The sequence below is a fragment of the Nonomuraea sp. NPDC048826 genome (assembly GCF_043198225.1).
GTDB lineage: Bacteria > Actinomycetota > Actinomycetes > Streptosporangiales > Streptosporangiaceae > Nonomuraea.
The window spans coordinates 421,870-442,374 of the sequence record NZ_JBICUQ010000003.1 but is presented as its reverse complement, the minus strand read 5'-3'; the positions used below and the strand labels follow the sequence as shown (position 1 = coordinate 442,374).

The 20,505-nt window shown below is 71.8% G+C and carries 15 protein-coding genes; 4 read left to right on the top strand and 11 right to left on the bottom strand.

The features are described 5' to 3' along the window. Positions 1–150: 150 nt before the first annotated feature. Positions 151–1,017 (top strand): M23 family metallopeptidase, encoded by an 867-nt coding sequence (locus ACGFI7_RS12590; protein WP_393402882.1) that lies wholly within the window; start codon positions 151–153, stop codon positions 1,015–1,017. A gap of 5 nt (positions 1,018–1,022) precedes the next feature. Here the strand turns inward: ACGFI7_RS12590 and ACGFI7_RS12585 are convergent, their stop codons facing one another. Further along, entirely contained in the window at positions 1,023–2,243 is a 1,221-nt protein-coding gene (locus tag ACGFI7_RS12585) for a deoxyguanosinetriphosphate triphosphohydrolase (RefSeq protein WP_393402880.1), read from the bottom strand. Positions 2,244–2,324: 81 nt separating this feature from the next. Here ACGFI7_RS12585 and ACGFI7_RS12580 point away from each other — a divergent pair, with 81 nt between their 5' ends. Then, the gene (locus ACGFI7_RS12580; RefSeq protein WP_393402878.1) at positions 2,325–3,827 is read left to right on the top strand and encodes a M48 family metallopeptidase; all 1,503 of its coding nucleotides are present in this window, start codon (positions 2,325–2,327) and stop codon (positions 3,825–3,827) included. Between the two features lie 45 nt (positions 3,828–3,872). On the opposite strand, the gene ppdK is transcribed toward ACGFI7_RS12580, so the two are convergent. Beyond that, positions 3,873–6,506 carry a pyruvate, phosphate dikinase gene (ppdK, locus tag ACGFI7_RS12575; protein ID WP_393402876.1) on the bottom strand — a complete coding sequence of 878 codons (2,634 nt, stop codon included), beginning with the start codon at positions 6,504–6,506 and terminating at the stop codon, positions 3,873–3,875. A gap of 226 nt (positions 6,507–6,732) precedes the next feature. Here ppdK and ACGFI7_RS12570 point away from each other — a divergent pair, with 226 nt between their 5' ends. Then, positions 6,733–8,067 (top strand): cytochrome bc complex cytochrome b subunit, encoded by a 1,335-nt coding sequence (locus ACGFI7_RS12570; protein ID WP_393402873.1) that lies wholly within the window; start codon positions 6,733–6,735, stop codon positions 8,065–8,067. A 51-nt stretch (positions 8,068–8,118) separates the two neighbouring features. Here the strand turns inward: ACGFI7_RS12570 and ACGFI7_RS12565 are convergent, their stop codons facing one another. The 3 genes from ACGFI7_RS12565 to ACGFI7_RS12555 all read right to left on the bottom strand — a co-directional run bounded on the left by ACGFI7_RS12565 (position 8,119) and on the right by ACGFI7_RS12555 (position 13,146). Next, the gene (locus ACGFI7_RS12565; RefSeq protein ID WP_393402870.1) at positions 8,119–11,229 is read right to left on the bottom strand and encodes a M14 family zinc carboxypeptidase; all 3,111 of its coding nucleotides are present in this window, start codon (positions 11,227–11,229) and stop codon (positions 8,119–8,121) included. 147 nt (positions 11,230–11,376) lie between these two features. Then, a complete protein-coding gene (locus ACGFI7_RS12560) occupies positions 11,377–12,762 on the bottom strand; it encodes a glycine--tRNA ligase (protein WP_393402868.1) in 1,386 nt (461 codons plus the stop codon). 96 nt (positions 12,763–12,858) lie between these two features. Then, a complete protein-coding gene (locus tag ACGFI7_RS12555; RefSeq protein ID WP_270158855.1) occupies positions 12,859–13,146 on the bottom strand; it encodes an antibiotic biosynthesis monooxygenase in 288 nt (95 codons plus the stop codon). 64 nt (positions 13,147–13,210) lie between these two features. On the opposite strand from ACGFI7_RS12555, the gene ACGFI7_RS12550 reads away from it, so the two are divergent. Beyond that, entirely contained in the window at positions 13,211–13,609 is a 399-nt protein-coding gene (locus tag ACGFI7_RS12550) for a DUF6703 family protein (protein ID WP_393402865.1), read from the top strand. Here ACGFI7_RS12550 and ACGFI7_RS12545 read toward each other — a convergent pair. The 6 genes from ACGFI7_RS12545 to sucC are packed head-to-tail and all read right to left on the bottom strand — an operon-like array spanning position 13,606 to position 20,504. Next, complete coding sequence (locus ACGFI7_RS12545; protein WP_393402863.1) at positions 13,606–15,135, bottom strand: aldehyde dehydrogenase family protein; 1,530 nt, start codon at positions 15,133–15,135, stop codon at positions 13,606–13,608. The genes ACGFI7_RS12550 and ACGFI7_RS12545 overlap by 4 nt on opposite strands. A 12-nt stretch (positions 15,136–15,147) precedes the next feature. Further along, positions 15,148–16,872, bottom strand: a complete 1,725-nt coding sequence (gene gcl, locus ACGFI7_RS12540) for a glyoxylate carboligase (RefSeq protein ID WP_393402861.1) — start codon at positions 16,870–16,872, stop codon at positions 15,148–15,150. Further along, the gene (locus ACGFI7_RS12535) at positions 16,869–17,729 is read right to left on the bottom strand and encodes a 2-hydroxy-3-oxopropionate reductase (RefSeq protein WP_393402858.1); all 861 of its coding nucleotides are present in this window, start codon (positions 17,727–17,729) and stop codon (positions 16,869–16,871) included. Before ACGFI7_RS12535 ends, gcl begins: the two co-directional genes overlap by 4 nt. Then, positions 17,726–18,490 (bottom strand): hydroxypyruvate isomerase family protein, encoded by a 765-nt coding sequence (locus tag ACGFI7_RS12530; protein ID WP_393402857.1) that lies wholly within the window; start codon positions 18,488–18,490, stop codon positions 17,726–17,728. The genes ACGFI7_RS12535 and ACGFI7_RS12530 overlap by 4 nt, the downstream gene beginning before the upstream one ends. Then, positions 18,487–19,374: a succinate--CoA ligase subunit alpha gene (sucD, locus tag ACGFI7_RS12525; protein ID WP_393402854.1), complete on the bottom strand. Its 888-nt coding sequence runs from the start codon at positions 19,372–19,374 to the stop codon at positions 18,487–18,489. Before sucD ends, ACGFI7_RS12530 begins: the two co-directional genes overlap by 4 nt. Beyond that, the gene (gene sucC, locus ACGFI7_RS12520; RefSeq protein WP_393402852.1) at positions 19,374–20,504 is read right to left on the bottom strand and encodes an ADP-forming succinate--CoA ligase subunit beta; all 1,131 of its coding nucleotides are present in this window, start codon (positions 20,502–20,504) and stop codon (positions 19,374–19,376) included. The genes sucD and sucC overlap by 1 nt, the downstream gene beginning before the upstream one ends. Position 20,505: the final 1 nt, after the last annotated feature.

Genomic DNA, 20,505 nt, shown 5'->3' with positions numbered 1-20,505 from the left:
GACACTTATCCCCTTGAGCACGATGTGACCTGCGGGACGGACGGCGGTCACCGGGGTGGAACAGGTGGGGTCCGTTGGTCGGAAAGACGTTATGGGACCGCTCCCTGTCGGCTACAAAGGTAAAGGTTGCTCTCGGATACGGTGGAGATCATGCGAGCGGGGCGAATCGGCCTGGTGGTGGCGTCGGCTGGCGTCGTGCTGCTGACGGGCGCCTGCAGCCAGCCGGCCGGGATCGCGGGCGTGCGCACGGCCGCCTCGTCCGACTCGGGCTCGCCGACGCCCGTGCCCACCTCTCAGGGCCCGGTCAAGCCGCCCGACGGCGGCGAGCCGGTGCGGGTGCCGCCGCCGAAGCTGTCGAAGTACACCTACACGTTCCCGGTCGAGGACTGTGAGGTGACCTACCAGCGCAAGCTCCTGGTGCTGCCGAAGACGACGATCTGGGCGAAGCGCGGGTGCGCGTTCGTGGCCCCGGTCGACGGCGTGGTCGACGAGGTCAACACCGTCAACCAGTGGGTGCCGTCCACCGACGTGGGCGCCCACCGTGAGGGCAGGTTCGTCACGATCGTCGGCGTCGACGGGGTGCGCTACCTCGGCGGTCACCTCGACAGCGTGGCCGAGGGCATCCGGCCGGGCGTGCGGGTGAAGGCCGGCCGTGAGCTGGGCCGGGTCGGCACGTCGGGCAACGCCCGCGACACCGGGTCCAACCTCTACTTCGCGATCTCCTGGAAGACCGGGCCCGGGCTCTGGTGGGTGCGCCGGGGCATGGTCGAGCCGTGGGACTATCTCGACGCCTGGCAGAGCGGCAACCGCACGTTCTCGCCCCGCAAGGAGACGCTGGCGCTCCGCCGCGAGCTGGGCGAGTCGCCGCCGTGCCGGGTGCTGTGCAGCGGGGCGCGGGAGTCCGCCGCCGCGCCCACCCCGACGCCCACGCCGACGCGGAAGCGGACCCGGGCCACGCCCACGCCGGAGTTCGCGATCACCCTCTCGCCGACCGACGCGGTCGGCGTCCTCGGGTGAGGCCGTCAGCGTGACAGGCGCCGGTGCCAGGCGACGGCGGAGGTGTCGGTCAGCGAGGCGAGCTGGTCGATGATCACGCGCACCCGGGCCGGGTCGTCCGGCGCGTCCTCGTAGGCCGCCCTGAAGGCGGGCTCCAGCGTGGCGGGCGCGCCGACGGTGATGAGCGAGGCCAGCTCCATGATGAGCTCGCGCTGCCTGGCCTGGTTGGCGTGGTGGTCCTCGGTGGCCATCACGTAATGGGCGGTGATGCCCTTGAGCAGCGCGCACTCCAGGCGGGTCGGCTCCGGCACGACGAGGCTGGCCCGGTGGCGCAGGTGGTGGGCCTCCATGGTGGCGGTCTGGGCGGCGCGGCAGAAGCGGCCGATGAGCCCGCTGGTGAGCGCCTTCAACCCGGCCAGGTCGGACAGGGTGGCCGCGAAGCGGCGGGGCCACGGCGGCACGGCGACCAGCTTGGCGAAGATCTCCTCCAGCTCGGCGAGATCGGCGCCGGGGGCGTACCAGGTGCGGGTCGTCAGGCAGACGGCGGCGCGCTCGTCGGGTGAGCGCAGCGCCTCGGGGACGACGTGGCCGGAGTGCAGCGCGTCCTCCAGGTCGTGCACGGAGTAGGCGACGTCGTCGGCCCAGTCCATGATCTGCGCCTCGAAGCTGACCCGGCCGTCGGGCGCGCCGTCCCTGATCCACCGGAAGACGGGCAGGTCGTCGTCGTAGACGCCGAACTTGGGCGATGCGCCGCGGGGCCACGGGTACTTGATGGAGGCGTCCAGCGCGGCCCTGGTGAGGTTGAGCCCGGCGCTGCTGCCGTCCTCGGCGATGACCTTGGCCTCCAGCCGGGTGAGCAGGCGCAGGCTCTGCGCGTTGCCCTCGAAGCCGCCGCAGGGCTCGGCCAGTTCGGCGAGTGCCGTCTCCCCGTTGTGGCCGAACGGCGGGTGACCGAGGTCGTGCGCGAGGCAGGCGGTCTCCACCAGGTCGGGGTCCACGCCGAGGGTGGCGCCCATCTCGCGGCCGACCTGGGCGCACTCCAGCGAGTGGGTGAGCCGGGTGCGCGGGATGTGCTGGCCCGCGCCGAGCGCCTCGGCCGGGCCTACCACCTGGGTCTTGGCCGCGAGCCTGCGCAGCGCGGCGCTGTGGAGCACGCGGGCGCGGTCGCGCTCGAAGGCGCTGCGCTCGGGGTTGCCCGGAGGCTCCGGGACCCAGCGTTCCGTGTCGTGCTCGTCGTAGCCGGTCATAAGGGCAGTGATTTTATCCGGTTTCCGGTTTTCGCTAGGGTCGAGCCACGCCAGACCGTCCTTCCCCGGGAGCCCTCACCCATGACGACAGCGTTCCGGGCCGTCCTCGCCTTCAGCCTGCTCGGCGGCTTCTACGTGCTCGTCGGCGGGTTCGTGGCGGCGGCGGTCGCGCTCGACGTGCTGCTCATCGTCGACTTCCACACCGGGCTGGTGAAGTTCGCGGTCGTGCTGTCGCTCGTCGCGGTCGCGCTCGTACGAGCCCTGATCATGGTGAGCAGGCGGCAGGACGGCGGGCAGCCGGGTGTGGCGGTCACCAGGGAGCACGAGCCGGTGCTCTGGCAGACCGTGGAGGACCTGGCCCGCCGGGTCCGCACCGCCCCGCCGGACGAGATCCGGCTGGTGCCGGACGTGAACGCGGCGGTCGCCGAGGACACCCGCTTCCTGCGGCTGAGGGCCACCGGGCGGCGCATGTACATCGGGCTGCCGCTGATGCAGACGCTGACGGTGGACGAGATGCGCGCGGTGCTCGGGCACGAGCTGGGTCACTACAGCGGCGCGCACACCCGGCTGGGCGCGCCGGTCTACCGGGGCCGGGTGTCGCTCATCGCGACCGTCCAGAGCCTGCACCGCCATCCGTTCGTGCAGCGGATCTTCACCTGGTACGCCCGGCTCTACCTGCGGGTGTCACAGGCGGTGTCGCGCCGGCAGGAGCTGGAGGCCGACGCGTTCGCGGTGGCGATCGGCGGACGTCTGGCGATGGCGGAGGCGCTACGCAAGATCCACTACACGGCGGCGGCCTGGGAGCTCTACTCCGACGCCTACCTGTCGATGGCGGGCACGGGCGGCTACCGGCCCGCGGCCGTGTTCGGCGGCTTCCAGTCGCTGCTGAACGACCCGGCCCGGCAGGCCGAGCTGGCGAAGCTGGCCGAGCGGCCCGAGCAGACGTCCCCGTACGACTCCCACCCCGGCCTGGCCGAGCGGCTGGCGGCGGTGGAGCGGCTGCCCGAGCCCGACCTCGTGCCTGACCCGCGTTCGGCGCTGATGCTGCTGCGCGACGCCGACGTGGCCGCCAACGCGGTGGAGGAGTCGATGTGGACGCCGCAGGCGCTGGCCGCGCTGCGCCCGGTGTCCTGGGACGAGCTGGTCTCGCGGGGCGTGTACGCGGGACGCAACGCCGAGGCGCTGGCCGATCTGGCGGTGGCGGGCGCCCGGGTGGTGGGGGCGTCCAGGCCGTATTTGGACGCGGCCTTCGAGGCGATCGCCAGGGGGCGGCAGGCCGAGCTGGAGGAGCGGCTGCGCGAGCTGGGGTGGACGGCGGACGAGGGGCTGCTGGCGCGGGTGCTGGGCGCCGCCCTGGAGGGCCTGCTGATCGAGCACGGCCAGGCCCGCTGGACGTTGTCCTGGTCGGGCCCGGCGCGGCTGCTGTACGACGACGGCGAGGAGGTGGCGCTGTCCGGGTACGCCGCCCAGGTGGCCGCGGACCCGGCGGCCGTGGCCGGGCTGCGGGCGTGGCTGGGCGACCTCGGCGTCCGCCACGACTACGTCCCGGCCGGCACCGAGCAGGCGGAGGTCCCGGCCGCCTGACAGCGGGACCTCCCAAGAGACGACAGCGGGACCTCCCCGAGACGGTCAGCGGGTGTCGGAGTCGGTGTCGCTGAGTGCGGCGCGGCCGGCTTCCAGCCGGGCCACCGGGATGCGGAACGGCGAGCAGGACACGTAGTCGAGCCCGGTGTCGTGGCAGAAGTGCACCGAGTCCGGGTCGCCGCCGTGCTCGCCGCAGATGCCGATCTTGAGGTCGGGCCTGGTGGCGCGGCCCTCCTCGGTGGCGATCGCGACCAGCCGGCCGACGCCCTCGCGGTCGAGGGTCTCGAACGGGGAGACGCCGAAGACGCCCAGCTCCAGGTAGCGGGAGAAGAACGCGGCCTCGACGTCGTCGCGGGAGAAGCCCCAGGCCATCTGGGTGAGGTCGTTGGTGCCGAAGGAGAAGAACTCGGCGGCCTCGGCGACCTGCCCGGCGGTCAGGGCGGCGCGCGGCGTCTCGACCATGGTGCCGATGAGGGCCTCGACGCCGGCTTCCTTGAGGATGGCGTCGGCCTCCTCGCGGACGACCTCCAGCTCCTGGACGGCGGCGATGAGCGGGATCATGATCTCCGGGCGGGCGCCGGGGACCTCCTTGGCGGCCTGGGCGATGGCGCGTACCTGCATCGCGAACAGGCCGGGGATGACCAGGCCGAGCCGTACGCCGCGCAGGCCCAGCATGGGGTTCTGCTCGTGCAGTCTCTTGACGGCGGCCAGCAGGGCGCGGTCCTTGTCGGTGGCGTCGCCGGTGGCGGCCTTGACGGACAGCTCGACGATGTCGGGCAGGAACTCGTGCAGCGGCGGGTCGATGAGCCGGATGGTCACCGGGCGGTCGCCCATCGCCTGGAAGATGCCGATGAAGTCCGACTTCTGCAGCGGTTCGAGCGCGTCCAGCGCCGCCTGCCGCGCGTCGCCGTCGGCGGCGAGCACCAGGTCCTCGACGAGCTGGCGGCGGTCGCCGAGGAACATGTGCTCGGTGCGGCACAGCCCGATGCCCTCGGCGCCGAACCGGACCGCGCGGGCGGCGTCCTCGGGGGTGTCGGCGTTGGCCCGGACGCCCAGGCGGCGGGCGGCGTCGGCGTGCCGCATGACGCGGTCGACGGCCTTGACCAGCTCGTCCTGGGGCTCGGCGCCTTCGAAGTACTCGACCACGGCGGAGGCGACGACGGGGACCTCGCCGAGGTAGATCTCGCCGCTGGTGCCGTCGATGGAGATCACGTCGCCTTCGTTGACGACTACGCCGCCGGGGGCGGTGAACGTCCGGCCGGCGGTGTCGACGTCCAGCTCCTCGGCGCCGCACACGCAGGTCTTGCCCATGCCGCGGGCGACCACGGCGGCGTGCGAGGTCTTGCCGCCGCGGCTGGTGAGGATGCCGCGGGCGGCGATCATGCCGGCCAGGTCGTCGGGGTTGGTCTCGCGGCGCACCAGGATGACGTCCTCGCCCTGGGCGGCCAGCTCTCTGGCCCGCTCGGAGGAGAAGACGGCCTTGCCGACGGCCGCGCCCGGCGAGGCGTTCATGCCCTTGGCGATGCGCTTCTTGGCGGCGCCGGCGTCGAAGCGGGGGAACATGAGCCGGGCGAGCTGCTCGCCGGTGACCCGGGTGACGGCCTCGTCCATGCTGATGAGGCCCTGGTCGACGAGCTGGGTGGCGATGCAGAAGGCGGCGCCGGCGGTGCGCTTGCCGACGCGGGTCTGCAGCATCCAGAGCTTGCCGCGCTCGATGGTGAACTCGATGTCGCACAGGTCGCGGTAGTGGTTCTCCAGCGTCTCCATGATCGACAGCAGCTCGTCGTAGGAGCGCTTGTCGATCCGCTCCAGCTCCTGCAGCGGGATCGTGTTGCGGATGCCGGCGACCACGTCCTCGCCCTGCGCGTTCTGCAGGTAGTCGCCGTAGATGCCCTGGCGGCCGCTGCCGGGGTCGCGGGTGAAGGCGACGCCGGTGCCGGAGTCGCCGCCGCAGTTGCCGAAGACCATGGAGCAGACGTTCACGGCGGTGCCGAGATCGGCGGGGATGCGCTCCTGGCGGCGGTAGAGGATCGCGCGCGGCGCGTTCCAGGAGTCGAAGACGGCCATGACGGCCATCCGCATCTGCTCGCGCGGGTCTGCGGGGAAGTCGTGGCCGGTCTCCTCGCGGACGATGCCCTTGTACGACTCGACCAGGCGCTGGAGCTCGCCCGCTTCGAGGTCGGTGTCCTGGCGGCCGTCCTTGAGCGCGTCGAGGGCGTTCTCGAACAGGTCGCCCTCGATGCCGAGCACGGTCTTGCCGAACATCTGGATGAGCCTGCGGTAGGAGTCCCAGGCGAAGCGCTCGTTGCCGCCCGCCTGCTTGGCCAGGCCGTGCACCGAGTCGTCGTTGAGCCCGATGTTGAGCACCGTCTCCATCATGCCCGGCATGGAGAACTTGGCGCCGGAGCGCACGCTGACGAGCAGCGGGTCGTCGGCCTGGCCGAGCCGCTTGCCCATCTTCTCCTCGAGCGTCCGCAGGTGCTCCTCGACCTCACGGTCGAGCCCCTCGGGCGGGGCGCCCTCGGCCAGGTAGTGGCGGCACGCCTCAGTGGTGATCGTGAACCCCGGAGGAACGGGCAAGCCGAGATTGGTCATCTCGGCGAGGTTGGCGCCCTTTCCGCCCAGGAGATCTTTGAGATTCCTGTTGCCCTCGGTGAAGTCGTAAACGTACTTGGCCACCACAGCTCCAATCAACGGCTTCTACCCGGACTCTACCGGCGGAATTGATGATGAAACTGCACCCTACGGTTAACTCACTGTTTCCCCAGCTCAAACGCCCAGGAGAGGTCTAATCCATTGATTATTCGACCTCCCGGAGGAAGTGGTTTATACCAATGGTTCAAACCAATTCTTGAGTATGTCCGGCAGCGGGTGCAGAATCGGATCACCCCTACCGGAGGCGCCCATGGCCACTCCTGTGAAACCCGCCCGCCGCCCCCGCGTCGTGGCCGGATCGGCGAAGGCGGCGCGCGACGCGGTGCTGTGGGCCGACGACCGGCTCGGGCTCGGCCGCTGGACCCGGATCAACCTGCGCAAGCTGTTCCCCAGTCACTGGTCGTTCCTGCTGGGCGAGCTGGCGCTGTACTCGTTCGTGCTGCTCGTGCTGACCGGGACGTTCCTGACGCTGTTCTACAAGCCGTCCGCGGGGCTGGCGTACGCGTCGGTGGTGGAGATCAGCCAGCACACCCGGGGCGGGCTGCTGATGCGGCAGCTGCACCACTGGTCGGCGACGGTGTTCGTGCTGTCGATCGTGGCGCACCTGTTCCGGGTGTTCTTCACCGGGGCGTTCCGCAAGCCGCGCGAGCTGACCTGGATGCTCGGCGTGGTCCTCTTCGCGACCGTGCTGTTCGAATCGTTCCTCGGGGTGTCGCTGGCGGCCGACCAGCTCGGGTTCACCGGGCTGCGCGAGGCGCAGGGCATGCTGCTGTCGCTGCCGCTGGTCGGCTCCTTCCTGTCGGCGTTCGCGTTCGACGGCGAGTTCCCCGGCGACGTGCTGGCGCGGCTGTTCACCCTGCACGTGCTGCTGATCCCCGGCATCCTGGTGGCCGTGGTGCCGCTGCACGGGCTGATCCTCACCTGGCGGCAGAAGCACACCGAGCGGCGCGTCGGCGCGGCGGCCGAGTCGAAGGTGACGGGCGGGCCGTTCTTCCCGTACTTCGTGGTCAAGAACGCCGCGACGGCGCTGTTCACGATCGGGGTCATCGCGCTGCTGGCGACGCTGGTCACGGTCAACCCGGTCTGGGAGCACGGGGCGTACGACCCGTCCGCGCCGCCGCCGTCGGCGCAGCCGTTCTGGTACGCGGGCGTGCTGGAAGGCGCGCTGCGGCTGACGCCCGGGTGGGAGGTGACGGTCCTCGGGGTCGCGCTGCCGATCGGGATCTGGCTGCCGATGCTGGCGCTGACCGTCTTCTTCACCGTGCTGTTCCTCTACCCGTTCCTGGAGCGGCGCTTCACCGGCGACCGGGACTTCCACCACCTGCTGGACCGGCCGTCGGACGCGCCCGTCCGGACCGGGCTGGGCCTGGCGGTCATCGTCTTCTTCACGGTGCTGTGGGCGGCCACCTGGCTGTCGCCGACGCCGCCGGGCGACGACCCGCCGACGCCTCTCCTGACGGTTCCGCAGGATGTCTACACGGCTTACCTGTACGCGTTACGGGTGGCGCTGTTCGTGCTGCCGCCGATCGCCTACGCGGTCACCGTGGCCGTCTGCCGTCGCAGGCAGCGGGCCCCCGCCCGCTGACCTGGCGAGGGTGGGCGGCCCCCCGAACCCAGGAGGGCCGCCCACGGCCTGTCAGCCGATCAGATACTTCATGATCTTCCTCATCGCCGCCGCCCGCTCGGCGGCGGTGGCCAGCTGCTCCAGGCCGAAGCCCACGAGCACCGTGTCGCGGGTGGCCACGGCGGCCGTCGTGTCGGCCTGCGCCCGGGCGAAGTCGCCCGCGCCGGTCGGACTGCCCGCCGGCGGGCCGGGGATCGTCCACACGCCGAGACCCGACTCGAAGCCTTCGGAGTCGAGCGTGCCGCCGGTGGTGGTGACCCTGGTGTCGTCGACGAACGCGCCGACGCCGCCGGACGCCGGGTCGGTCACGTAGCTGATCGACACCTCGACCTGCTGTCCAGCGTACGCCGACAGGTCGAACGCCACCTGCTGCCAGCCGCCCGAGCTGCCGGTGAACCGGTTCCACGCGCCGGAGGTGCCGGTCGGCGCGCACGGGTTGCCGGGCGTCAGGTAGTGCTCCAGCCACGGGTGCTCGTCCAGCAGGAACCCGGCCTCGCACTCGGACGGGACGGTGGAGTCGGTGCCGCCGTTCAGGTCGGGCAGCGTGGTCCAGTCGTCCGTGCCGACGGGGTGAGCCTCGACGATGATGTTGTCGTAGCCGGGCTCGGTGTCGAAGGACATCTGGAACTCCAGTTTCGGCTGCTGCGCCGCCGTCACCGCGCCGAGGTTCACCGTACGGGTGAGCCGCATGTACGAGTCGTCGGCGTGGTCGCCGCGCACGTACCAGTCGCCCTCGACGGGGTCGAACGGGCCGCCGACGCCCAGATAGTCGGCCGCCGGGGTGCCGGTGAAGCGCGGGAAGTCCGGGCCCATGGGCTGCAGGACCCCGGCCTCGTCCAGCGGGTTGTCGGCCGCCGCCGGGCCGCCGAAGGTGCCGTTGACCCCGTTGAGCGGTCCGGCGCCGGTGTAGCCGGTGACGCCGCCGCGCGGGGTGCGGCCGCCGACGCCCAGGTAGTACTGGGTGAAGTCGTCGGCGTACAGCAGGCACTCCTCGAAGAACCCGTCGATGGTGGTGATCACGCAGTCGGCGTCCGGCGCGCCGTCGAGCCCGTAGTACAGGCCGCCGAGCGTGGTGCCGAGAATGCCGTAGTACGCGGCGGTCTCGCCGGTGTAGAGCAGCTTGCCGCCCTCGTTCAGGTAGTCGCGGACGGAGATGGTCAGGTCCTGCTGGGACCGCCGGACGTCGAGGTCGGGCAGCGGGCCGAGCGGCGTCTGCGTCACCACGTCCTGCTGCTCCTGCGACAGCCGGTTGTCGCCGAGATACCAGGCCACCGCCCTGAAGTGCGACAGCACGCCGAGGTGGTGCGGCACGCCCTGGGCGTCCACGTCCCACGTCTCCGACGCGTAACCCGCCGTCCGCAGCGCCTGCCGGTACGTCTCCGCGTACTTGGGCGCGGTGGCCCCGGTCGGCGTGCCGGGGTTGTAGCCGGTGTAGTCCTCGTTGGCGATGATCAGGGCCTTGGCCGAGGAGTCCTCGGCCAGGGTGTAGGTGAAGCGCTCACTGGAGACGACGCCCTCCTTGGGCTTGAGCGCCTCGAACCAGACCTGGACCTTGTCCCCCGGTCTGGCCCCGCTGACCGTGGCACGATACTCGGCGAAGTACAGGTCGTTCTCGTCGCCGTACCGCTCGCCGCCCTGCCACTCGGTGAGCGGGCGCAGGTGCGTGCGCCCGTTGTTGATGCGGTAGCGCATCACCTTGGCCACCAGCGAGCGGCGCGCGATGACGGCGACCGGCTGCGGGTCGCCGTAGGAGACGGAGAAGGAGTCCGGGCGGAAGTCCGGCACGTCGCGGCCGACGACGGAGACCGGGTCGTCCGGGTCGTGCACGCTCTTGGCCGCGGCCAGCGCGAGCGGGACGTTCTTGGCGAACTCCGCCTGGATGAGCGCCTCGTCGTCGGGGAAGGTGAACCCGAGCCCGCCGGCGCAGTCCGCCAGCGTCCAGTCGTCGTCGGGGACGCTCTCGGCCGCCGCCTCGCACGTGGACATCTCGGGCGTGATGGCCAGGGCGCCGCGCAGGTTCGTCATGTGCCCGTCGGTCTCGCCGTTGGTGGTGTAGAGCTCGGCGCCGATGTCGGGGTCGTAGCCGGGCACCGCCGGGTCGGCGTCGTCGCCCAGCATCGCCTCGAACAGCACGTCGTCCGGCGTGGGCGTGGCCTGCTGCCAGCCGACGCCGTACAGCAGCAGCATGGCGGCGGAGTGGTAGTTCACCAGGTACGTGAACCGCACCCGCTTGGCCAGGTTGTCCACGGCCCGCGTCTCCGGCTCCGACTGGGCCGAGGCGCCCCGGTAGGTCTGGCTGGAGGGCAGGCTGGAGGAGCCCTCGTCGTCGTAGCGCCACTTGTAGGCGAAGTTGCGGTTCAGGTCGACGCCGTCGTTGCTGGTGAGCTGCCCGTCGCCGTCGTTGTCGCGCAGGTTCTTGCGCCACAGCCGGTTGCCCGGGGTGAAGGTGTGGTCGTAGCCGTCCGGGTTGGCCACCGGCAGGAACCACAGCTCGGTGGTGTTGACCAGCTTGGTGATGTCCGCGTTCGTGCCGTAGCCGTTCAGGTAGTGGTGCAGCAGCCGGCGCACCATCTCCGGCGTGATCCACTCGCGGGCGTGCTGGGCTGCCATGTACAGGACGGCCTTGCGGTGGCCGTCGCGCAGCCCCCTGGCGTCCTTGGTCACCTTGATCGCGGTGAGCGGCGTGCCGTTGAGCGTCCGGCCGAGGTCGACGACCTTGGCGATGCCGGGCTTGGCGTTCGCCGCGGCGATGATCTCCTCGCGGAGGCCGCCGGCGCCCGCGTACCGCTTGAACACGCCCTCGGGCTCACCGGCCCGGGTGCGGCGCGCGGCGGCGGTCTGGGCGGTGAGGGTGACGCCCTGCGCGGCCAGCCGGTCGGCCAGCGCGGAGGCCAGGATGACCTCGACCGACACCTTGCCGTCGCCCTGCCGGACCAGCCGCATCTCCTCGCGGTCCACGCCCGCCTCGACCAGGGCGGCGAGCTGCTGGGCGGTGAGGGTGCCGGTGTAGACGTGCACCCCGTCGGGACTCGCCGCCGGAGGCGGGATCGCGGCCGCCGGCTGGGCCGCCAGGGTGCTCGCCAGCAGGGCCAGGACCGCGAGCGTGCTTGATAAGCGCTTCATCGCGCCTCCGAAGGATCAGCCCCCGATTACCGCTAAGGATGCCCGCAATGTCCGTGTCTTTCGGGGCGGCTGTCAATCGGCGCGACCGCATCCGGTCACAACGGAAAAGGGGCCCCTCCGAAGAGGGACCCCCGGTGACGGCACCCGTCAGTCGTTGAGGTGCTGGCGCAGGTAGCTCTCCACCTGGTCGATGGAGATGCGCTCCTGGCTCATGGTGTCGCGCTCGCGGATGGTCACGGCCTGGTCCTCGAGCGTGTCGAAGTCGACCGTGATGCAGAACGGGGTGCCGATCTCGTCCTGGCGGCGGTAGCGGCGGCCGATCGCGCCGGCGTCGTCGAACTCGACGTTCCAGCGGCGGCGCAGCTGCGTGGCCAGGTCGCGCGCCTTGGGCGACAGGTCGGCGTTGCGCGACAGCGGCAGCACCGCGGCCTTGACCGGGGCGAGCCGGTGGTCGAGCCGCATGACCGTGCGCTTCTCCATGACGCCCTTGGCGTTGGGCGCCTCGTCCTCGGTGTAGGCGTCGAGGAGGAAGGTGAGCGTCGCCCGGTCGACCCCGGCCGCCGGCTCGACCACGTAGGGCACGTAGCGCTCGCCGGTCTCCTGCTCGAAGAAGCTGAGGTCGGTGCCGGACGCCTTGGAGTGGGCGGTCAGGTCGAAGTCGGTGCGGTTGGCGATGCCCTCCAGCTCACCCCACTCGGAGCCGGTGAAGTTGAAGCGGTACTCGATGTCGACGGTGCGCTTGGAGTAGTGGGACAGCTTCTCCTGCGGGTGCTCGTAAAGGCGCAGGTTGTCCTTGTTGATGCCGAGGTCCGAGTACCACCGGAAGCGCTCGTCGATCCAGTATTGGTGCCACTCCTCGTCGGTGCCGGGCTTGACGAAGAACTCCATCTCCATCTGCTCGAACTCGCGGGTGCGGAAGATGAAGTTGCCCGGCGTGATCTCGTTGCGGAACGACTTGCCGATCTGGCCGATGCCGAACGGGATCTTCTTGCGCGCCGACTGCTGCACGTTGAGGTAGTTGATGAAGATGCCCTGCGCGGTCTCCGGCCGGAGGTAGGCCAGGCCGGACTCGTCCTCGACCGGGCCGAGGTAGGTCTTGAGCAGGCCGCTGAACTGGCGTGGCTCGGTGAAGGCGCCCTTGTTGCCGCAGTTGGGGCAGGTGATGTCGGCCAGGCCGGACTCGGGGGCCTTGCCGTTCTTCTCCTCGTAGGCCTCGAGCAGGTGGTCGGCGCGGAAGCGCTTGTGGCAGGACTGGCACTCGGTGAGCGGGTCGGTGAAGGTCTCGACGTGACCGCTGGCCTGCCACACCTCGGGGGCCAGGATGACGCAGGAGTCGAGGCCCACCACGTCGTCGCGCGACTGGATCATCGACAGCCACCACTGCCGCTTCACGTTGTTCTTCAGCTCGACGCCCAGCGGGCCGTAGTCCCAGGACGCGCGCAGACCGCCGTAGATCTCGCTCGACGGGTAAACGAGCCCGCGGCGCTTGGCGAGGCTGACGATGGTGTCCATGACGTCGGTGCGTCGTGCCATGTTGATCGGATCTCTTTCCGGCTGGAGGTCGGCGAGGGAACTGGATGTGAGATCCCAGCTTAGGGGAAGGGCGGCCAGGGCCGCGCCCGACTATCGCTACGCCCCGTCTTGCACGAGAACGTCCTCGAACGCGGAGGGTTCGTTCACCATGAGAGTCATGAGTGGATACAGCTCCATGCGGGCGGTCGACAGCGCCCTGCGGTAGAAACCGGCGCCCTCCCACTCGCTGACCAGGGCCCACAGGTTGGGCTCGTCGACGGATCTGGCGAGCCTGCCGCGCAGGTAGCCCGGCTGGGCGGCGAGCGTGTCGAGGACGACCTCGGCCTGCTTGGCGAACTCCTGCGACTGGGCGTCTGGAACGGTGTAACGGATCACGGCGAGCACGCCCCCAGCATGTCAGACCTTCCGCGGCTGCCGGGGCGTTTCCCGCGGCGCTAGGCTCGGGCTCGTGGCCACTGACGACGACCGCCGCAGGCACCCGCTGGCACAGCCCCGCGCGGAGCCGAAGGCCAAGCCCAAGCGCCCGCTGCCGCCGGGCGAGCAGTTCTTCACGCCCGGGGCGACGGGGGTGCGCGCGGCCGTGGAGCGGCGCAGCGCGGCGCCGATGGCGTTCCTGTTCACGCAGGTGCCGCGCTGGATCACGCCCGCCGTGATGGTGGTGCTGCTGCTGGCCGGGTTCGCGGTGCAGAGCTGGCTGGGCGGGCTGGCCGTGCTGCCGGTCGTGGTGTTCGTCGGCTGGCTGGCCTATCTGTCGTGGCCGTCGCTCGGGGTGGGCGGCAAGCTGTTGCGGGTGGCGATGCTGACGTTCCTGGTGCTGCTGGTCGCGACCCGGTTCGGGCTGCTCTAGGGGATGAGCGTGTAGCCCGGGAAGTTGCCGGGCAGGCGCTCGCCGTCGGGGCCCTGGGTGGCGGCCCTGACGAGCAGCTCACCGCCGACGAACGCGCCGCGCCAGGAGGCGCCGAGCCCGCCGAACAACTCCTCGCGGTCGCCGCGCGAGCGCGGCCGGTTGTGCCCGACCTTGAACGCGCGCACGTCCGGGGCGAGCCTGCGGTACGTGTCCTCCTCGTCGCAGGAGAGCGTGGCCACCAGGGCCCCGTTGCTGGCGTTCATCGCGGCCAGCAGCTCCGCCTCGGTGTCGACGAGCACGAAGCTGTCGACGGGGCCGAACGGCTCGGCGTGGTGCAGCGGGGACGACCGGGGCGGGTCGAGCAACGCCACCGGCGCAAAGTAAGCCGACATATCTTGACCGGGCAGGAAATGTCCCGATGCCACCGGCGCCCGGTGCAACGGCACCGCGCCCCGCGCCACCGCCTCGTCCACCTGGTCGGCCAGTTCCTTGGCCTTCGAGGCGTTGATCAGCGGCCCGAAGTCCAGCTCCGGCAGCGGGTCGTCCGGATAGGCCACGGCCAGCGGGTGCCCGAACCGCAGCGACTCCACCGCCCCCAGGTAGGCCCCGAGGAACTCGTGGAACAGCGACCGCTGCACCACGAACCGCGGGTAGGCGGTGCACCGCTGCTTGCCGTAGTCGAAGGAGGCCCGGATCTGCCGGCCGAGCAGCTCCCAGCCGGAGTACTCCCACACGCCCCAGCAGTTGAGCCCCTCCTGCTCCAGCACGTGCCGCCGGTCCAGGTCGGCCAGCGAGCCGGCGACGTTCCCGCCGGCGTCCCTGCCGCCCACGAACGACACGCAGCCCAGCGACCGCCCCGCCACCAGCACCGGTGACAGCTCCGCCCCGCTCCCGCTCACCAGCGTGAACGGCAGCCCTTCGCGGACCGCGAGCGCGCACGCCAGGGTGAGGCAGCACAGCCCGCCGTCGGTCGGCGTCTTGGCGATGACGGCGTTGCCCGCCAGCGCCTGCACGAGCATGGCGTGCATGAGCACGCTCATCGGGTAGTTCCAGCTCGCGATGTTGCTGACCGGGCCGGGCAGCGGGACGCGCCCCACCAGCATCCGGTCGATCTCCGCCACGTACCAGCGCACCCCGTCGAGACAGCGGTCGACGTCGGCGCAGGCCGTCTTCCACGGCTTGCCGATCTCCCACGCCAGCAGCAGCGCCAGCAGGTCGCGGTGCGCGGCCATGGACTCCACCGCCGCCGAGACCTGTGCCTTGCGTTCCTCCAGCGGCAGGTGACGCCACTGCCGGTGCTCCTCGACCGCGCCCGCCACGGCGCGCGCGGCCCCGGCCCGGTCCAGCCGGGGCGGACCGGCGATGGCGGTGCCGTCCACCGGCGAGAACACCGGCGCGGGCCGTCCGTCCCGCTGCCAGAACCCGCCCCAGTGGTTGAGCACCCGGTCGTCGTGGAACGCCTCCGGCGCCACCTCGCAGCACCTGCCGTACGCGTCCTGCCAGGCCGTGCCCGGTTTGACCTGCATGAGCCCCTCCTCTCAGTCTGACCAGTCGACGGCGATGAGCTCGGGCAGCGGCTCGAACTCCTTGACGGCGTCCAGCGCCGGACCCATGGCGGCGTTCGCCTCGCGCTCCACCATCACCTCCACCAGCACCGGAAGCCGGCGGCGGGCCGCCTCGGCGGACGCCCATGCCAGCGTGTCGCGGATGTCGCCGGGCAGCTCCACCCGGCGTGCCGGGCAGCCGAAGGACTCCATGGCCTTGACATGGTCGATGCCGCCCTCTCCGTAGTGCAGGTCGACGGCGTAGTTCATGTCGTACGGGATCTCGGCCTGCCTGATGAGCCCCAGATACTCGTTGTTGATCATGACGATCACGAACGGGATGTTGTACTGGGCGGCGACCGCGACCTCCTCCATGAGGAACTGGAAGGAGTAGTCGCCGACGACCACGACGACCTCGCGCTCCGGGTGCGCGGTCTTGACCCCGATCGCGGCCGGTACCTCCCACCCGAGCGGCCCGGCCTGCCCGCACACGAGGTAGCGGCGCGGCAGGAAGGTGGTCTGGAACTGGCCGGACCAGATCTGGTAGAGCCCGATCGCGGTGACGAACGTGGTGTCCCTGCCGAAGTGCTCGTTGATCTCGCGGAACACCCTGGGCGGCTTGATCGGCACGTCGTCGAAGTCGTCCCTGCGCCCCAGGGTGCGGCGCAGCTCGCCGACCCGGCGCACCCACTTGCCCGGCCGGCGCGGCGCGGCGTGCCGGGCGCGCGCCTCGTCCAGCAGCTCGGCCAGCACCGGCCGGGCGTGCCCGACGATGCCGAGATCGGGTTCGAAGACCCGGCCGAGCTGCATGGGCTCGATGTCGACGTGGATGAACTGCCGGTCGCCCCGGTAGACGTCGAGGTCGCCGGTGTGCCGGTCGCCGAACCGGGCGCCGACGGCCAGCACGAGGTCGCTGTCGAGGAAGGCGGCGTTGCCCCACCGGGTCTGGGTCTGGATGCCGGCCATCCCGGCGAACAGCGGGTGGTCCTCGGGGAAGGCGCCCTTGCCCATGAGCGTCACCTGCACCGGCACCTGGAGGTGCTCGGCCAGCCGGCGCAGCTCCTCGTGCGCGTCCGCGATGATCACGCCGCCGCCGGCCAGGATCAGCGGCCGCCGGGCGGCGGACAGCAGGTCGACCGCCCTGCGCACCGCCTGCGGCAGCGGCCTGGGCACCTCGACGGGCAGCGGCGCGTCGACCGCGGGATCGTACCGGCAGGTGCCGCGCTGCACGTCCAGCGGCAGGTCGATGAGCACCGGCCCGGGGCGCCCGGAGCGGGCGATCCGGAACGCCTCGCGGAACACCCACGGCGCCTGCGCCGGCTCCTTGAGCTGCACCGCCCACTTGGTGACCGGTTTGGCGATCTCCACGATGTCGACCGCCTGGAACGCCTCCTGGTGCAGCTTGGAGCTGACGGCCTGCCCGGTGACGCAGATCATCGGGATCGAGTCGGCGAGCGCCGTGTAGAGCCCGGTGATCATGTTCGTGCCGGCGGGGCCCGAGGTGCCGATGCACACGCCCACGTTCCCGGTCACCCGGGCCCAGCCGTCGGCCGCGTGCGTGCCGCCCTCCTCGTGGCGGACCGTGATGTGCCGGATCGAGCTGTGCTGGAGCGCCGCGTACAACGGCAGGATGGCGGCGCCGGGGATGCCGAAGACGGTGTCCACGCCTTCCGACTCCAGCACCTTGACCACGGCCTCCATGCACGGGACACGACTCATGTGTTCAGCCTTTCGACGACCTTGAGCAGGGCGGAGTGGTCGAGCGAGCCGTGGCCCTGGGCGCGGGCGGCCGCCACGAGCTGGGCGACCTGCGCGGTCAGCGGGAGCGCGACGCCGGCCTCGCGGGCGGCGGCGACGGCGATGCCCATGTCCTTGTGGTGCAGGTCGATGCGGAAGCCTGGGGCGAACTCCCGCTTGATCATGGTGTGCCGTTTGATGTCGAGGATCCGGGAGCCGGCCAGACCGCCCGCGAGCACGTCCAGACCGGCCACCGGGTCCACCCCCGACGCCTCCAGGAGCACGATGGCCTCCGCGACCAGGCCGTAGATGCCGCCGACGACGAGCTGGTTGGCGGCCTTGACGGTCTGGCCCGCGCCGGCCGGGCCGACGTGCACGATCGTGGTGCCGAGCGCGCCGAGCACCGGCCGGGCCGCCTCGAAGTCCTCCGGCTCGCCGCCGACCATGATCGACAGGGTGCCGTCGACGGCGCCGCGCTCGCCGCCGCTCACCGGCGCGTCCAGGGCGCGGATGCCCTTGGCGGCGGCCTCGCGGGCCACCCGGCGGGAGGTCTCCGGCCTGATCGTGCTCATGTCCAGGTAGACCAGGCCGGACGCGCCGTGCGCGACGATGATCGGCGCGACCTCCTCGACCTGCGGCGAGTCGGGCAGCATGGTGATCACCACGTCCGCGTCGGCGACCGCCTCCGCCACGCTCGCCGCGCCCTTGCCGCCGCCGCTCTCCAGCTGGGCGACCCGTTCGGCGCTGATGTCATGGCCGACGACGTCGTATCCCGCCTTGACCAGGTTGGCGGCCATCGGGCTGCCCATGATCCCGAGGCCGATGAATGCGATGGTCACTGCTGCCTCCAAGCGAACGCGCCCGGCCCCTCGTGCCGGTACTCCAGCCCGACGTGCCCCCGGTAGCCCGCGGCCGCCAGCCGGTCGAAGATCTCCGGGTACGGCATGCGCCCGCTGCCCGGTTGCCCGCGGCCGGGGTCGTCGGCGATCTGCACGTGGCCGAACCGGGCGGCGTGCGCGTCGATGAGCCCGAGCACGTCCTCGCCCATCACGTGCAGGTGGTAGAGGTCGGCCAGGAAGGCGACGTTCTCCCGGCCCACCTCGTCGATCAGGTCGAAGGCGGCGGCCGACGAGGTGATCGGGTAGTGCGGGTTCTCCCGGGAGTTGAGCGCCTCGACGACCACGGTGGCGCCGACGGCTGCCGCCGCGTCGGCCGCCACGCGCAGGTTGGTCACGGCCAGCGCCCGGTCGGTGCCGGGGTCGTTGCCGTACAGCGCGTTGAGCGTGCCGCAGCCCAGCTCGGCGGCGAAGCCCGCGGCGACGCCGACGTTGGCCAGGAACCGCGTCGAGTCGCCCGGCCTGGCGAGCAGCCCGCGCTCCCCCGCGGCCATGTCGCCGGCGTCGAAGTTGAGGCCGACGAGCCGCACGCCCGCGTCCTGGATGGCCCCGCGCAGCGCGTCCAGCTCGGCGCGGGACGGCTCGGGCGTGCCGAACGGCCACCACAGCTCCACCGCGTCGAACCCGGCCTTGGCCGCGGCGGCGGGCCGCTCCAGCAGCGGCAGCTCGGTGAACAGGATGGACAGGTTGACGTCGAACCTCATGCCGGCACCCGCCCCAGCGCCGAGCGCAGCAGCCGGGCCGTCTCGGACGGGGTGCGCCCCACCCGGACGCCGACGGCCTCCAGCGCCTCCTTCTTGGCCTGGGCGGTGCCGGACGAGCCGGACACGATCGCGCCCGCGTGCCCCATGGTCTTGCCCTCGGGCGCGGTGAACCCGGCGACGTAGGCCACGACCGGCTTGGTGACGTGCCGCTCGATGTAGGCGGCGGCCCGCTCCTCGGCGTCGCCGCCGATCTCGCCGATCATCACGATCGCGTCGGTGCCGGGGTCGTCCTGGAACGCCTGGAGGCAGTCGATGTGCGTGGTCCCCACGACGGGGTCGCCGCCGATGCCGACCGCGGTGGAGAAGCCGAGGTCGCGCAGCTCGTACATGAGCTGGTACGTGAGCGTCCCCGACTTGGATACCAGGCCGATCCGCCCGGCGGCGGTGATGTCGGCCGGGATGATGCCGGCCGACGACTGGCCGGGGCTGATCAGGCCGGGGCAGTTCGGGCCGATGATCCGGGTGCCGGAGCGGGCCGCCAGGGCGCGGAACCGTACCGTGTCGTGCACCGGGACGCCCTCGGTGATGACCACGCAGAGCGGCATCCGGGCGGCGACGGCCTCCTCCACGGCGCCGCGGGTGAAGCGGGGCGGCACGAACACCACCGACACGTCGGCGCCGGTCTCCGCCATGGCCTCGGCCACCGAGCCGAACACCGGCACGGCGCGCTCGCCGAAGTCGACCGTGCTGCCGCCCTTGCCGGGCGTCACCCCGGCCACCACCTCGGTGCCGGCGGCCAGCATGCGGGCCGTGTGCCTGCTGCCCTCCGCGCCGGTCATGCCCTGCACGAGCACCCGGCTGTCCTTGGTCAGGAAGATCGCCATCACGCACCTGCCGCGAGTCTGGCCGCCGTCTCGGCGGCGCCGTCCATGGTGGGGATCTGCCGGACCGCCGGGTGCCCGGCCGCGCTCAGGATGCGCCGCCCGGCCTCCGCGTTGTTGCCGTCCAGCCGTACGACGATGGGCCGCGCGTGGCCGCGCTCGCCGAGCAGTTCCAGAGCCGTCACGATGCCGTTGGCCACCGCGTCGCAGGCGGTGATGCCGCCGAAGACGTTCACCAGCACCGAGCGCACGTCCGGGTCGGCCAGGATGATCTCCAGCCCGTCGGCCATCACCTGAGCCGAGGCGCCGCCGCCGATGTCGAGGAAGTTGGCCGGGGCCGCACCCGCGCCCGCCACCACGTCGAGCGTGCTCATCACCAGGCCGGCGCCGTTGCCGATGACGCCGACCCGCCCGTCCAGCTTGACGTAGTTGAGGCCCTTGGCCCTGGCCCGGTCCTCCAGGCCGTCGCCGGCCTCCGCGTACTCCCACGCGTGCCGGTACGCGGCGTTGTCGTCGAGCGTCACCTTCCCGTCGAGCGCCACGATCCGCTGGTCGGTGGTGCAGATCAGCGGATTCACCTCGACCAGTACGGCGTCCTCCTCGACCATCACCCGCCACAGCCGTTCCAGCACCCCGGCGGCGGCGTCCGGCAGGCCCGCCCCGGCCGCCAGCCGCTTGGCCGTCTCCTCGTCCACACCGGTCTCAGGGTCGATCGGGACGCGCACGATGGCGTCGGGGTCGGTGGCCGCCAGCTCCTCGATCTCCATGCCGCCCCGGCCGGACACCATGGCGAGGAACCCGCCCTCCGCCCGGTCCACCAGGAAGGCCGCGTAGTACTCCTCGAAGGGCACCGTGGCGGTCTCCACGAGCACGCGGCGCGCGGTGTGCCCCTTGATGTCCATGCCGATCACGTGGCCGGCCTCGTCCTCGGCGGCGGCCGGGCCCGGGGCGATCCTGATGCCGCCCGCCTTGCCGCGTCCGCCGGTCTTCACCTGGGCCTTGATGACGACCGGCGTGTCCAGCTCGGTCGCGATCGCGCGGGCCTCCTGAGGGGTGGCCGCGACCCGGCCCGCGGGGATCGGTATCCCGTGGCGCCCGAAGAGCTCCTTCGCCTGATACTCGTACAGGTCCATT

What these genes read in the sequence shown, in the direction of transcription:
- ACGFI7_RS12590 (WP_393402882.1), top strand. Translation starts at nt 151, where the DNA reads ATGCGAGCGGGGCGAATCGGCCTGGTGGTGGCGTCGGCTGGCGTCGTG.
- ACGFI7_RS12585 (WP_393402880.1), bottom strand. Translation starts at nt 2,243, where the DNA reads ATGACCGGCTACGACGAGCACGACACGGAACGCTGGGTCCCGGAGCCT.
- ACGFI7_RS12580 (WP_393402878.1), top strand. Translation starts at nt 2,325, where the DNA reads ATGACGACAGCGTTCCGGGCCGTCCTCGCCTTCAGCCTGCTCGGCGGC.
- ACGFI7_RS12570 (WP_393402873.1), top strand. Translation starts at nt 6,733, where the DNA reads ATGGCCACTCCTGTGAAACCCGCCCGCCGCCCCCGCGTCGTGGCCGGA.
- ACGFI7_RS12565 (WP_393402870.1), bottom strand. Translation starts at nt 11,229, where the DNA reads ATGAAGCGCTTATCAAGCACGCTCGCGGTCCTGGCCCTGCTGGCGAGC.
- ACGFI7_RS12560 (WP_393402868.1), bottom strand. Translation starts at nt 12,762, where the DNA reads ATGGCACGACGCACCGACGTCATGGACACCATCGTCAGCCTCGCCAAG.
- ACGFI7_RS12545 (WP_393402863.1), bottom strand. Translation starts at nt 15,135, where the DNA reads ATGCAGGTCAAACCGGGCACGGCCTGGCAGGACGCGTACGGCAGGTGC.
- gcl (WP_393402861.1), bottom strand. Translation starts at nt 16,872, where the DNA reads ATGAGTCGTGTCCCGTGCATGGAGGCCGTGGTCAAGGTGCTGGAGTCG.
- ACGFI7_RS12530 (WP_393402857.1), bottom strand. Translation starts at nt 18,490, where the DNA reads ATGAGGTTCGACGTCAACCTGTCCATCCTGTTCACCGAGCTGCCGCTG.
- sucD (WP_393402854.1), bottom strand. Translation starts at nt 19,374, where the DNA reads ATGGCGATCTTCCTGACCAAGGACAGCCGGGTGCTCGTGCAGGGCATG.
- sucC (WP_393402852.1), bottom strand. Translation starts at nt 20,504, where the DNA reads ATGGACCTGTACGAGTATCAGGCGAAGGAGCTCTTCGGGCGCCACGGG.